The sequence below is a fragment of the Blautia sp. CGZ-1-C1 genome, assembly GCF_056504575.1.
The window spans coordinates 1-11,103 of sequence record NZ_JBWLUT010000150.1 but is presented as its reverse complement, the minus strand read 5'-3'; the positions used below and the strand labels follow the sequence as shown (position 1 = coordinate 11,103).

Annotated in this window: 17 protein-coding genes; 5 read left to right on the top strand and 12 right to left on the bottom strand. The window is 38.5% G+C overall.

Features of this window, described 5'->3' with window-relative positions:
- Positions 1-1,741: leucine-rich repeat protein (locus tag AC058W_RS14120; protein WP_479390224.1), on the top strand; the 1,741-nt coding region annotated here is incomplete at its 5' end.
- 26 nt (positions 1,742-1,767) lie between these two features.
- Here the strand turns inward: AC058W_RS14120 and AC058W_RS14115 are convergent.
- Positions 1,768-2,340 carry a BRO-N domain-containing protein gene (locus AC058W_RS14115; RefSeq protein WP_243098792.1) on the bottom strand — a complete coding sequence of 191 codons (573 nt, stop codon included), beginning with the start codon at positions 2,338-2,340 and terminating at the stop codon, positions 1,768-1,770.
- Positions 2,341-2,706: 366 nt separating this feature from the next.
- Here AC058W_RS14115 and AC058W_RS14110 point away from each other — a divergent pair, with 366 nt between their 5' ends.
- Together AC058W_RS14110 and AC058W_RS14105 are read left to right on the top strand one after the other, a co-directional pair.
- On the top strand, positions 2,707-2,925 hold the full coding sequence (locus AC058W_RS14110; protein WP_044956297.1) for a hypothetical protein: 219 nt from the start codon (positions 2,707-2,709) through the stop codon (positions 2,923-2,925).
- 339 nt (positions 2,926-3,264) lie between these two features.
- Positions 3,265-3,867, top strand: coding sequence for a hypothetical protein (locus AC058W_RS14105; RefSeq protein ID WP_147418975.1), 603 nt, complete (start codon positions 3,265-3,267; stop codon positions 3,865-3,867).
- A gap of 230 nt (positions 3,868-4,097) precedes the next feature.
- On the opposite strand, the gene AC058W_RS14100 is transcribed toward AC058W_RS14105, so the two are convergent.
- The 11 genes from AC058W_RS14100 to AC058W_RS14050 form a co-directional block, all read right to left on the bottom strand.
- Positions 4,098-4,790: a recombinase family protein gene (locus AC058W_RS14100; protein WP_118136047.1), complete on the bottom strand. Its 693-nt coding sequence runs from the start codon at positions 4,788-4,790 to the stop codon at positions 4,098-4,100.
- A 114-nt stretch (positions 4,791-4,904) separates the two neighbouring features.
- On the bottom strand, positions 4,905-5,123 hold the full coding sequence (locus AC058W_RS14095) for a hypothetical protein (protein WP_118136045.1): 219 nt from the start codon (positions 5,121-5,123) through the stop codon (positions 4,905-4,907).
- A 137-nt stretch (positions 5,124-5,260) separates the two neighbouring features.
- Positions 5,261-5,602: a hypothetical protein gene (locus AC058W_RS14090; protein ID WP_118136043.1), complete on the bottom strand. Its 342-nt coding sequence runs from the start codon at positions 5,600-5,602 to the stop codon at positions 5,261-5,263.
- 88 nt (positions 5,603-5,690) lie between these two features.
- Complete coding sequence (locus AC058W_RS14085) at positions 5,691-6,047, bottom strand: hypothetical protein (RefSeq protein ID WP_118246939.1); 357 nt, start codon at positions 6,045-6,047, stop codon at positions 5,691-5,693.
- A gap of 4 nt (positions 6,048-6,051) precedes the next feature.
- On the bottom strand, positions 6,052-6,243 hold the full coding sequence (locus tag AC058W_RS14080; protein WP_118136040.1) for a hypothetical protein: 192 nt from the start codon (positions 6,241-6,243) through the stop codon (positions 6,052-6,054).
- A gap of 27 nt (positions 6,244-6,270) precedes the next feature.
- A complete protein-coding gene (locus AC058W_RS14075) occupies positions 6,271-6,408 on the bottom strand; it encodes a hypothetical protein (RefSeq protein ID WP_155512357.1) in 138 nt (45 codons plus the stop codon).
- 41 nt (positions 6,409-6,449) lie between these two features.
- The gene (locus AC058W_RS14070; RefSeq protein WP_026649227.1) at positions 6,450-6,665 is read right to left on the bottom strand and encodes a hypothetical protein; all 216 of its coding nucleotides are present in this window, start codon (positions 6,663-6,665) and stop codon (positions 6,450-6,452) included.
- Entirely contained in the window at positions 6,662-6,910 is a 249-nt protein-coding gene (locus tag AC058W_RS14065; RefSeq protein WP_118136038.1) for a hypothetical protein, read from the bottom strand. The genes AC058W_RS14070 and AC058W_RS14065 overlap by 4 nt, the downstream gene beginning before the upstream one ends.
- A gap of 16 nt (positions 6,911-6,926) precedes the next feature.
- Positions 6,927-7,103: a hypothetical protein gene (locus AC058W_RS14060; protein WP_182364442.1), complete on the bottom strand. Its 177-nt coding sequence runs from the start codon at positions 7,101-7,103 to the stop codon at positions 6,927-6,929.
- A 245-nt stretch (positions 7,104-7,348) separates the two neighbouring features.
- Complete coding sequence (locus AC058W_RS14055; protein WP_118136036.1) at positions 7,349-7,603, bottom strand: hypothetical protein; 255 nt, start codon at positions 7,601-7,603, stop codon at positions 7,349-7,351.
- 45 nt (positions 7,604-7,648) lie between these two features.
- Positions 7,649-7,927 carry a hypothetical protein gene (locus AC058W_RS14050; RefSeq protein ID WP_026649232.1) on the bottom strand — a complete coding sequence of 93 codons (279 nt, stop codon included), beginning with the start codon at positions 7,925-7,927 and terminating at the stop codon, positions 7,649-7,651.
- A gap of 612 nt (positions 7,928-8,539) precedes the next feature.
- On the opposite strand from AC058W_RS14050, the gene AC058W_RS14045 reads away from it, so the two are divergent.
- Positions 8,540-8,746: a hypothetical protein gene (locus AC058W_RS14045; protein WP_055053861.1), complete on the top strand. Its 207-nt coding sequence runs from the start codon at positions 8,540-8,542 to the stop codon at positions 8,744-8,746.
- Positions 8,747-8,900: 154 nt separating this feature from the next.
- Positions 8,901-9,935, top strand: a complete 1,035-nt coding sequence (locus tag AC058W_RS14040) for an ArdC family protein (RefSeq protein ID WP_479390223.1) — start codon at positions 8,901-8,903, stop codon at positions 9,933-9,935.
- The last annotated feature ends 1,168 nt before the right edge of the window (positions 9,936-11,103 follow it).

Below are 11,103 nucleotides of genomic sequence, written 5' to 3'. Positions count from 1 at the left end.
TAGGGTATTTACAAATTGCAATGCTGAAATTACTTTTCCGGCGAGTCTGAAATATATTCCAGAACTTGGAAGTGATGCAGTGCGAAAAGTTACAATTCCTGAAGGAGTAGAAACGATAGGCTACCAGGCTTTTGGCAGTTGCAGTAATTTGACAGAAATAATTTTACCATCAACGATTAAAAACATTGAAAGTGAAGCGTTTGAAGGTACAGGTATTATTAGCTTTAATTATCCACAGAATATAAAATATATACCAGATAGTGCTTTTGCAAGTACGAATTTAGAAGAGTTTTCAGTTCCAGAATCAGTAACAGAGATTAATGATTACGCATTTGGTAATTGTACAAAGTTGACCAAAATTTCCATTCCAAAATCAGTTACTTACATTGGTTCAGATGTGTTTAAATATTGCCGCAATCTTACCATCTATGGCTATAAAGACAGTGCAGCAGAATCATATGCGAAGGCAAATACTATTAACTTTATATCAGCGGATTACAAAGTAGTATTCAAGGATAACGGACGTACCCAGAAAACAGAATATGTCACATCCGGGCAGAATGCAACACCGCCTACACTTCCATCAAAGCCAGGTTACACCCTTTCATGGGATGCTGATTATACCAATGTTACTGAGGACATGGTAGTCAATGCAATATGGACAAAGAAGGACAGTGGTAACGGTGGCGGTAACACCACAATCATCGTAAGTCCATCAGAAACAAATAAATATACTGTTACATTTAAAGATCGTGGCAAGATTGTTAAGACAGAAAAAGTAAAATCTGGTGATGCAGCAGAGTATCCATATATCAGTAGAAATGGATATGAATTATCATGGGACAAGGATTTCTCAAAAGTTACTGCAAATATTACAGTCAATGCAGTGTGGACAGTAATTAAGCCTGAAAAGGTTACAAGTCTGACAGCAGAATCAGGAAACAAATCTATTGCTTTATCATGGGACGAGACAGAATATGCAGGTTATTATCTGGTATACAGAAAAGCAGATTCAGAAAAAGAATATACTCAGGTAGCAAAAACAACTAAGATTCTCTGGACAGACAGCAAAGCAGTACCGGGAACACAATATTCTTACAAAGTAGTGGCAGTTCGTTCACTGGAAGGTAAGAAATATCAGGGAGCAGATTCTGATGTAGTTACTACAAAGACCGGAACACCACAGATCGGAGATACTTATTCCGTTGGTGATCTGAATTATAAGCTTACAGGAACAAAAGAAGTAACTGTAACAGGACTTGCAAAAGTTACAGATACACTGGTTATTCCATCAAGTGTTACAATCAGCGGAAAAGTCTACAAAGTGACCGCTATTCAGGATAAGGCATTCTACAGAAACGAAGACATTGTAAATGTAACTATTGGTAATAATGTTGTAAATGTTGGTAAATATGCGTTCTATCAGTGCTCAGGTCTGGAAACTGTTAAGTTCGGAAAGAGAGTTGCGATAATTAATACTTGTGCATTTACTCAGTGTCTGAACCTTGAGAATGTGACATTACCATCAAGCATAAGAAAGATTGGTGCAAAAGCATTCTACCAGTGTACATCCATTAAAGTTTTAAAGATTAATGGTTCTGTTCTGGAATATGTAGGAAAGAAAGGACTTGCAATCAATAAGACAGTAACATTGAGACTTCCGAAGAAAGTATATACCAGATATAAGAAGTTGATTAAGTCAAGTGGTGTATATTCTAAGACAAAATTTGTAAAATTTTAATGTGAATATGTGAGAATGAAGAGGGGCTAGGTTGAATGATCTAGCCCTTTATCTCTCTCTTCAATAATCTTCTGAGCAGCAATCAATCCACGAGCCACGATCTCTGCTGGAGTTAAATTTTCCTGATTACGGATATAAGCGCCGTTCTTACGGATAGATTTCAGAATTTCTTTGACTTTTTTCTTGAATGACTTAGCGATGGGTTTTCTGGACTGCATAAGAACTTCATAAAGCCCATCTTCAGTAAGGAACCAAGTTCCATTGCCACCTGTACGATTTTCAGAGTAAACATTGTTTACTTTGACTTTTTCATCATCATCTATTGATTTTAGCATTACGGATGGTTGTGAATGTTCAATCCATTCAGCCACATCTTTAGCAAGGAAGAGTGGATTATTAATTGTTCCGAATATTCTGAAATGTTTTCCTAATACTTCCTGCTCATTAATTACTGTAAGAGTAGTATCATCATTTGCTGTTGTAGATACAGATTTCAGATTCATTCCACTGTGTTCATTTACAAAACCGCAAATGTTACTTGCGTCATCCACCGGTGTATTCATCCCCGGGATAGGATCCATTCCAAGTGCTGTTCTCATTGTTGGGTCTGTAAGAACTTCTTCTGGTACATCTTCAAATTTGGATTCTGGTTTTGTGTTTGTTGAAAAATATTTGATTTTTTTTAATGTCTATGTTATAGTGGAATCACGGTCAGGTGAGATACCTGCTAAACGTGCTTTACCATAGAAGAAGGTGGTAAGGTGTGTTAGCATCAATGAATGCGTCTAAGAAAGCGGTGATTTAATCACTTGCTAGAAAGTGTATTATAAATGATAAGATTTATAAGCATCTAGCAGTAATTTCTTTTGTTCTTTAGACGCAGACAAACAGATTATTACTAGATACACTTTTCGGAGTGTATCTATTTTTTTTACAATTAAAAATACAAGGAGGAACAGATTAAAATGAATAATAAGAGAAAAGTACGAGTAATTTCAGATTTTATATGCCCGGAATGTGGCTTAGATTTTCCTCTGCCAAGAATTCATGGTAAGCAGAGAAAAAATGGACATATAAAAGATATATATTGCCCTAAGTGTGATAAAATACAGCAATTTCAAGAGTATAAATACAATCAAGTTTATAAAACGCTTGACGGAGAGATTATTAATAAAGCAGGTTGAATTTTTACAAGATAGGAGAGAATCAAAGATGTTTTGTGTTATACAGGAACTTACAACTAAAAGAGAAAATCCGCTGGGATTTCCCAAACGTTTGGAAGTAATGCAGGAAAGTGTTCCGGCTGAAGACGGTACAGAACGGATAAAATGGGGCTATACATACAGCGATGAATGTTTTGAACGTCCAGTAAAGAAATCATATAAAGTATCTGTACATCAGAGCTATCGTGACAAGGATGGAAAGCCAAGGAAGAAAGAATTTGTATTATTCACAGTGAAGTATTATGATCTTGCAACAGGAGAGTTTGATACATATAACTGGGTGCGGAGAAGATTGAGAAAGTGGCTATTACACTGGGAGTATCAGAAGAAGAAATTCATAAAGCTGTTGAAAGTAAGATCAGACCATTGGAACTTGAACTACAAGAAGAATTTCAGCAGACAGAAGAGAGCCAGACGTATAGAAGAAATTTAAAAATTGTTTTGGAATATGAACGCAAGAAACGTCAGTTCAACATAGAATATATGTTGGACGATAATGATGATAGGTATGATTACTGCTATGATGTGTTTGGAAAATTGAGAAATCCTGCAATGTTGAAACAGATTCAAAAAAAATACAAAGAGAGAAGGCGAGAAGAGAAAGAGCGGCAGAAGAAATTTGAAGAGTGGTTCCATGAGTACAACTGGAATCAGTTTCAAAAAAATTATTCAGGCAGTGGTAGTTACCAGAACAGAGAATCTGATAATTACCAGAGCAGTGATGAAAATAGTAGTTATTACAATTATGTAAATGATAACTACACAGATGAGGAAAAAGTAATCCTTAAACAATTTTATAGGGTATTGGCTAAGAAGTTTCATCCGGATTCAAATGCTGGAAAAGATACTACGAAGCAGATGGCGTTGTTGAATAAGTTGCATGGTCATTGGGGATTAGGATGAGCTGATAATACCAATTTGATATCAGAACTATTATATTCATAAACGATACCGTTTAAAAAAGTATTTCACAATGGTCATGTAAGCCTGAAAATATCAGCAAATTGTTTAGTGACAAATCATGAAATACGATACATTTATATCATAATAAAAACACTGTTAGCATATAACAGATATCGGATATACTTTGATACTCAAAGTATCGGGAGTGTGTTCGCGAACCACAAATGATATTATAAACTTTGGGAAGACAGCAGCTCTTTTTTATACTTGTAGAAGGTCTTCTTTGAGATACCCGTCTGTCGAATTGTCTCTGTATCATTCAGAGAACCACCGAAAGCTTTGTTGTGCTTCTGAATGATTTCTTTTGCAACGATTGATTTCTTGGTAACGAGTTTCTGTCCCTGAGTCTGTCCGATCTGCTTCCCGGCAAGTCGGGCGGTCTGGATGCCTTCGCGTGTTCTTTGACGTAAATCATGGACTTCTTTCTCGGATTGCTCGAAGGCAAGTCTGATCTGTTCTTTGGCAAGTAGCAGAAGATACTTGTTTATCCCTTCCAGAATACAGTCAATATTTGTTCCGGTAGCAGGAATACCGCCTTGCAGAGCTTTTTTATATGTTTCAGTACTGATATGCGGTTCCTTCAGAAATATAAGGTTGATTTCTTTGTAGTAAAGCTCTTCATACATGACGAATCCTTCTTCAGCATCACGAGACATTCGACTGACAGAATCAAAGATAATGGTATCGCCGGGAGTGATCTTGCGCATGAGTCGGTCAAATTCTTTACGTCCTTGAAATTTTCTTCCGGTGTATACTTCTTTGATGATTTCAGCCTGCGGATATGCAGCAAGAATATTTCTGACCTGTCGGTCTATGCTTTGCTTTGGTGTACTGATTCGACAGTAACCAAAATATTTGTTCATTGTTATGCCTTTCTGGTGTAATTCTGACGCTCCTCAGAATTACACCTTAAAATTCCGTTGAAATGTTACAAGAAATAGTAGTTTTACTACTTTTTGACTGGTACGTCAGATTTACTACTGTTTTTGAAGAAGAAATTCCTTGAACATAATCCAGCCGCGCTGATATACACTCTTACACGATTCTTCGGGTTTAGCTTTGCGTTCGGCTGTACGAATGATCTGTTCAATTATATTTACCGGGATGCAAAAATCAGACATCAGAGCTTTTAATTCCTTTTTCCAGATATCACTTTTTTCATGTGGTAATCTGTCCATAACGGGTTGCTTTGCCATAAGTGCTTAAATTCCTTTCAAAAATTAATATGATATGTCGATAGTATCAACTGAAAAACGAATGCGATATATAGATATCATGATAGAGAAAATCCTGCTGCCAGAACGATTATTACATCCAGCAGCAGGAGAGCTGTCTACTCGAATGGGATTTCTACGTTTTTAAATACAAATTCATAGCTGTGAGTTCTTTGCAAGCTGACAAGAGCTGTCTTTTTGTTTTCCGTAAGATCGACATGGAGAATATACAGGTATGGATAAATCAGACAAGGTTCTTTTTCTTCCCATGACTTCAGGATTGCCAGAAGTCCGTCAAGGAATCTGTTTACGCGTACTGCATAGTCTTTCCCCGGTCTGCGAATTTCGTTATACCATGTATCTTCATCCATTACGACTGCATGAAAGCGTTCCAGTTCTGTTGGCAGATATCCGCTGATTTCAAGTGTTTCGGTTTCGGTGTTAAAGTGTTTCCAGCTCATGTTTTGAGTCCTCCTGATTGTATGTATAAATTCCCAGATCCCAAGGAGTGAAATTTTACTCCTTGAGCTTGCTGGATTATTTAATAATTTACTTCCCGGAAAGAGGAATAATCTCATTCCGAAAAACAAATTCATAGGTTGCTTTACGTTGCAGACTGATAATTGCGTTGGTTTCGTCTGCGGAAAGTTCAATATGCAGCACATAATCATAGGCGTGTTCCGTGATTGGGTGTGTTTCGTCCTGTGCTTTCAACAATTCAAAGAGATTCGCAAGGAACTTTGTCTTTCTGCCTTTTGCCTTTCCCGGAGCTGCTGAAACTGATCTCTTGCAGATAACACTCCATGCATGTTCCTCCATGACAATAGCTTGAAAGTCTGACAATTCTGAAATGTATGGAAGCAGGTCAATTTGTCCGGTTTCCTTGTTGTATTTCATCCAGCTCATACTGTTACACCTCCAGCAGAAGAGAGACAAGTCCAGCAGGTAATGTCTCGGCATATGCAGAAGCACTGGTACGGTCTGCAAAGTGTCTTTCATTAACAATTTCTGACTCACAAAGTCCTACAGAGATAACGATTACCTTATAAAATTTTCTTGTTGCCTGAATATTTACTGCAATGTTTACTTCCATGTTCATCATGATAAAATCCTCCTTTGAATGTGTATGTTATCGGTGTCTGGCAGCAGTACTGACCAGACGTTTAAAAGCTTCCCAGTTACCCGGATTCTCTGCAAAGATGCGGATTGCAGCACCTTTGTAAAGTGGATAGTTGACTATAGGTTGTTGCTTCTTTGGTTTGTGCATGATCCTCTTTCCTCCCGTATAGCCGATAGAACAGTTATGAATCATTTTTCGGGATTGTCTACAAGTAATTCCCGGAACATTTTCAGGCATTCTCTGACACCTGCTTTGAAAGCATTGGCTTCTGTAATAGAAGAGAGTTGAAAGATTGTATCTTCAGTAGGATTCTGAATAGCTTTGTCCATAGCTTCTTTTACTTCCGGTTCATGCTCACTATTACACCAGTTGTCAAAGAGCAGATAAATAATAGCTTCTTTCATTTTGTGATACCTCCGTAAATTTCTTCTGTATTATCGAGCTGCTGCCAGAGCTGTACTGCTGTCTTGAATCCAACATCAAATGCCTGACGTTCAAGCTTTTCGCAGTATTCAGATAGTAGAGAAGTGAATTGCTCCTGCTGATCTTCAGGAACATGCTTTTTAATAGCTTCAGTAACAGAATGCTTCTGATCTGGCGTGCATCTGTTGCCAGTCCATAAGCTGAAAAGTGTTTGTAATATGTCCAAGAGTTCACCTTCTTTCTTAATATCCGACTATGATCCAGTGAATTATCATAGCTATGGGAGGAACTGCCAGAATCAGGAACAGTGCAGCACCGTACAGAAAGCGGTATACTTTATGCTTGATAGTCTTCTTCAGATGTTTTTTGAATAACTGACACCACTGGTCATAGGTCAATAAAGTGTCTGTCTGGTTCATGGTTATTGTCCTCCTGTTGTTAGTTGTTCAGTGTTTCTGAAGGGGTAAAATAATACCCCTAGAAAACGTTAGGAAAAATAGTAGTTATGTAGCCCGTCATGCCGATAGCACAGCATAGTTCATATGACTACCTGACCGCCGGGTAGCCGGGTACGGCGATCAACGCTTGCAGCTTAAAGCCCTGTTTATCGTGGCTGCAACCACTTAGTTGTCCTGTTCTTCACCTTCTTGTGACTTGATGTTTTCTAAAGAATACACTCGGCATCATTGCTGAAGTCATAAACTTCCTTACGCCATCCCCAGTTTTCACGCTCACGTTTTCTGATATATTCCTGTTCAATCAGAAGGTCTGTAAGCATCTGGTTAATCACCCATTCGCCGCCAATGTTGTGAATATCCGGGAGAGAATTGGTCTGCGTCAATAAAACAATCCTGTTCAGGCTCTTCTGATTTCTTCTATACTGTTTTCTGATTTCTGCAATTGTTATAGCTTTGCTCATGTTTTCACCTTTCTCCGGTTGACCTCCACCGGAAGGATAAGCAGTTTATTTAACGTATAACCTTCTGTACTGGCTGATTCTCTGATACTCTGCAAGGCTTCCTAAATCTGCTTCGAGACGTTTGCTGTCAAGAGTTCTTCTTTCGCAGGTTGAGAGTTTGACTGTGAAGTCGTTACCAGTCTCAGTCAATTTTTCGTTCGCATCCATGTAGCCGATAATCTCACGTTCAACTGCTTTCAACTCTTCTTCAAGCTGTTCTTTCATGGCTTTAAGTGATCTGTAATCTGCAATAACCTTTTCTAATTCGTTCATTGTTCTACACATATATTTATCCTCCTGAGATTTGATTTCTTATAAGTAGCAACCCTTTAAGCATCTTCCTGACTATTGTTACGATACTGTTCACTCACAGGTATATGGCTTGAAGTTTGTGGATGCTTTCGGCTGATCCGGTTGCTTAAATGATACTCAGCAACAAAGTACTGTGTCCTCTCGCTCGTTGATTCTTCCGCTTAACAACTTCTTGGTTGAGGGGTAAAGTTCTGATTGGTTCAGACTGTTCATTTTCTTCAAGTAGTATGAACACTGTGCTTTCTTGCCCTGTTGTTCCTGCTTTCTTCAACTGTTTTGCCGGATCATGTTTATTCTGCATTCACTCCATCTGATATATCTGTCAGCATAACTACCATGTTACTTGTGAACCGCCCTATCGCTTCATCCGGTCTTTCCTGCTTTCTTTGTTGCTGTGTTTCATTTGATGACTCAATTATAGTATATGGGTACCCATAAAACAAGACGGAATAGTTCACAAATATGGGTACCATTACAGAGGGTAAAATTGTGCAAATTGTATGGGTACCATAATGCTGTACAATTTTAAAGACTTATGCTATAATTATGAAAGATTTATGGAACGATAGAAAAAGGAGGATGGAAATGCCAGAAGAAAAAAAACCATATATAGTAGACGGACAGCGTGTGACTCTGGAAGAATATAGAAAAACTAAATATGAAGACTTGAGAGTTCGAGTCCCTAAAGGAAGAAAAGAAGAAATAAAAGCGTTTGTTGCAACGACCGGAAAAAGTCTAAATTCTTTTATAAATGAAGCTATTGACGAAAAAATTGAGCGTGAAAAGAAATAATATTGTATGGTACCCATAAAAATAACTAAAATATGGGTACCATTTTTATATATTATTCCAACTTGAAATATGGGTACCCATAATATATAATAACCTCATAAATCAACAGAACAAACGAAATAACAAATAAAAAGTTTTATGGAGGTTATAAACTATGGCAGCAGCAAAAGCAAATGTATATGAAATGGTAACAGCAAGAATTATTGCAGAACTTGAAAAAGGTAATATCCCGTGGGAGAAGCCATGGACAGGAGTTAGATCAGGAGCATATAACCGGATCAGCAAGAAACCATACAGTATTATTAATCAGATGCTTTTACAGCACACCGGAGAATATGCTACATTTAAACAGTGGACAGATTTGGGAGGTCACATCCGTAAAGGTGAGAAATCAGAGTTTGTAGTCTTCTGGAAGATATTAGAAAAAGAAGAAACAAACGAAGACACCGGAGAAAAAGAAGTTAAGAAAATCCCAATGCTGAGATATTACAATGTCTTTCACATCTCACAGGTTGATGGTGTTGAACCTCTGACGCTACCATTCACAGAAGTGGAACCGATAGAAGCAGCAGATAAGATTATAACAGAGTATGTAGAACGTGAGCATATCACATTTGAGGAATGCGCAAGTAATGAAGCCTTTTACAGTCCATCCCGTGACAGAGTTGTAGTTCCAATGAAACAACAGTATAAGCATATCAATGAATATTATAGTACAACATTTCATGAGCTGACACACAGCACCGGACATAAGAACAGACTTGACAGATTACATACCGGAGCAGATGCAGCATTCGGAAGTGAGACATATTCAAAAGAGGAACTGGTTGCAGAGATTGGAAGCGCATCTCTTATGAATCTGTTGAGAATTGAAACAGTCAGGACGTTCAGGAACTCAGCAGCATATATACAGAGTTGGTTGAAAGTCCTGAAGAGTGATAACAAGTTTATCGTATCAGCAAGCAGCAAAGCAGAGAAAGCAGTCAACTACATAATGGGCAGGAGAGTAATACAGGAGCGGTTGAGAAGACACGCTCTTTTTTGTGCGTTGATATCCGTAGGTTCCGGTTCGGAGTCTGCAAGATGCTGTTGCAGGCGTTATAATCTGAAGCAGTTTGACAGCAGTGTAGAAGGAATAACAAACAAGATTGTAGTTACTATGTTTGTAAACGTGATACCTACAGAGTAGGAAGCAGCAGGGCATAGAACAGCAACAGAGAAGTGAAAGCACGACACAAGATTATGCAGGATAGTGTGAGAATCTGGAAGTGTAACGCTAACAGAATCAGGCGTGTAAAGCTCTGAAAACAGATATCTGAAGTAAGTATGAAGCTGATACCAGAAGAGAATTATCAGCAGGAATAAAGCCAACAGGAATAGCGCAACAGAGCTATGACCGGAGCTATGTTACAGGCACCGGACAGAGGACTCAACAGGGCTGCCGACAGGTGCTTAGATGGGCGTAAAACGCACTCGGCGACGCTAGGAGCCACGCTACAGAGCTACCCGGAGAACTTAGCCAGACGAGGTTAAGATCGCTGTATGAACCGTACAACGCACTATACAACCATGGATAAATAACATCAGTAAGCACAACAAAAAATGAAGATAATGCAATATTATACAGGTGAATACTGGTAATTTTCTGCATGAATGGCAGCACCAGATAACTGGAACTTGTGAGCCTTAATCCACTGGGAGATAAACATCAGATCAACAGAAACGGCAGAGCCTTGTATAAAATCGTTTCTATATGCTTATGTGGCTACTGCCTGAAGTCTGTTACATTTCTTTACTGGGGAAGGTTTGCAATTCTTTTATAGGTTCCACCGGGACGGGCAGCAGGACAGGAAACATTTTATTTACTGAGAGATACAGCTTGAAAAGCGTTTGTGTATGATCTGGAGCAGGAGAACATAGCAGATTACACAGCAGCAGGAGCATAAGAGCAGGGCATCGGGGCGAGGGTGGGACAGGTACCGGGGGTACTTTCAACATAGAAAGGGCTTGTTGTTTCTGGTATTCTCTGTATGTGGTACACTTTTATACTCACTGAAAAAATAAAGTCCGATGAGACTGTAGCAGTAATTTGTCGAGTTTTAAGGAATAAAATAATAGAACAGATTGTACAATCTTATAAGATGTGATAATATATAAGAGCCGCGAACCTTTCCGGTAGAGGGGAGGTGAAACACCGTGGAAACTATTATTACATTCATTGTCTCTGTACTGGCAGGTATTGTTAGCTACTTTATCTGCAAATGGTTAGAAGGGACGAATAAGCGGCACCAGCCTAAGGTATAAGCCACCTTACATAAACGGAATAGAAAAAGCTCAAGTCGTGACCTCTGAGCTTT

What these genes read in the sequence shown, in the direction of transcription:
- AC058W_RS14100 (WP_118136047.1), bottom strand. Translation starts at nt 4,790, where the DNA reads ATGAACAAATATTTTGGTTACTGTCGAATCAGTACACCAAAGCAAAGC.
- AC058W_RS14070 (WP_026649227.1), bottom strand. Translation starts at nt 6,665, where the DNA reads ATGAAAGAAGCTATTATTTATCTGCTCTTTGACAACTGGTGTAATAGT.
- AC058W_RS14050 (WP_026649232.1), bottom strand. Translation starts at nt 7,927, where the DNA reads ATGTGTAGAACAATGAACGAATTAGAAAAGGTTATTGCAGATTACAGA.
- AC058W_RS14060 (WP_182364442.1), bottom strand. Translation starts at nt 7,103, where the DNA reads ATGAACCAGACAGACACTTTATTGACCTATGACCAGTGGTGTCAGTTA.
- AC058W_RS14085 (WP_118246939.1), bottom strand. Translation starts at nt 6,047, where the DNA reads ATGAGCTGGATGAAATACAACAAGGAAACCGGACAAATTGACCTGCTT.
- AC058W_RS14075 (WP_155512357.1), bottom strand. Translation starts at nt 6,408, where the DNA reads ATGCACAAACCAAAGAAGCAACAACCTATAGTCAACTATCCACTTTAC.
- AC058W_RS14090 (WP_118136043.1), bottom strand. Translation starts at nt 5,602, where the DNA reads ATGAGCTGGAAACACTTTAACACCGAAACCGAAACACTTGAAATCAGC.
- AC058W_RS14055 (WP_118136036.1), bottom strand. Translation starts at nt 7,603, where the DNA reads ATGAGCAAAGCTATAACAATTGCAGAAATCAGAAAACAGTATAGAAGA.
- AC058W_RS14045 (WP_055053861.1), top strand. Translation starts at nt 8,540, where the DNA reads ATGCCAGAAGAAAAAAAACCATATATAGTAGACGGACAGCGTGTGACT.
- AC058W_RS14110 (WP_044956297.1), top strand. Translation starts at nt 2,707, where the DNA reads ATGAATAATAAGAGAAAAGTACGAGTAATTTCAGATTTTATATGCCCG.
- AC058W_RS14095 (WP_118136045.1), bottom strand. Translation starts at nt 5,123, where the DNA reads ATGGCAAAGCAACCCGTTATGGACAGATTACCACATGAAAAAAGTGAT.
- AC058W_RS14040 (WP_479390223.1), top strand. Translation starts at nt 8,901, where the DNA reads ATGGCAGCAGCAAAAGCAAATGTATATGAAATGGTAACAGCAAGAATT.
- AC058W_RS14080 (WP_118136040.1), bottom strand. Translation starts at nt 6,243, where the DNA reads ATGATGAACATGGAAGTAAACATTGCAGTAAATATTCAGGCAACAAGA.
- AC058W_RS14115 (WP_243098792.1), bottom strand. Translation starts at nt 2,340, where the DNA reads ATGAGAACAGCACTTGGAATGGATCCTATCCCGGGGATGAATACACCG.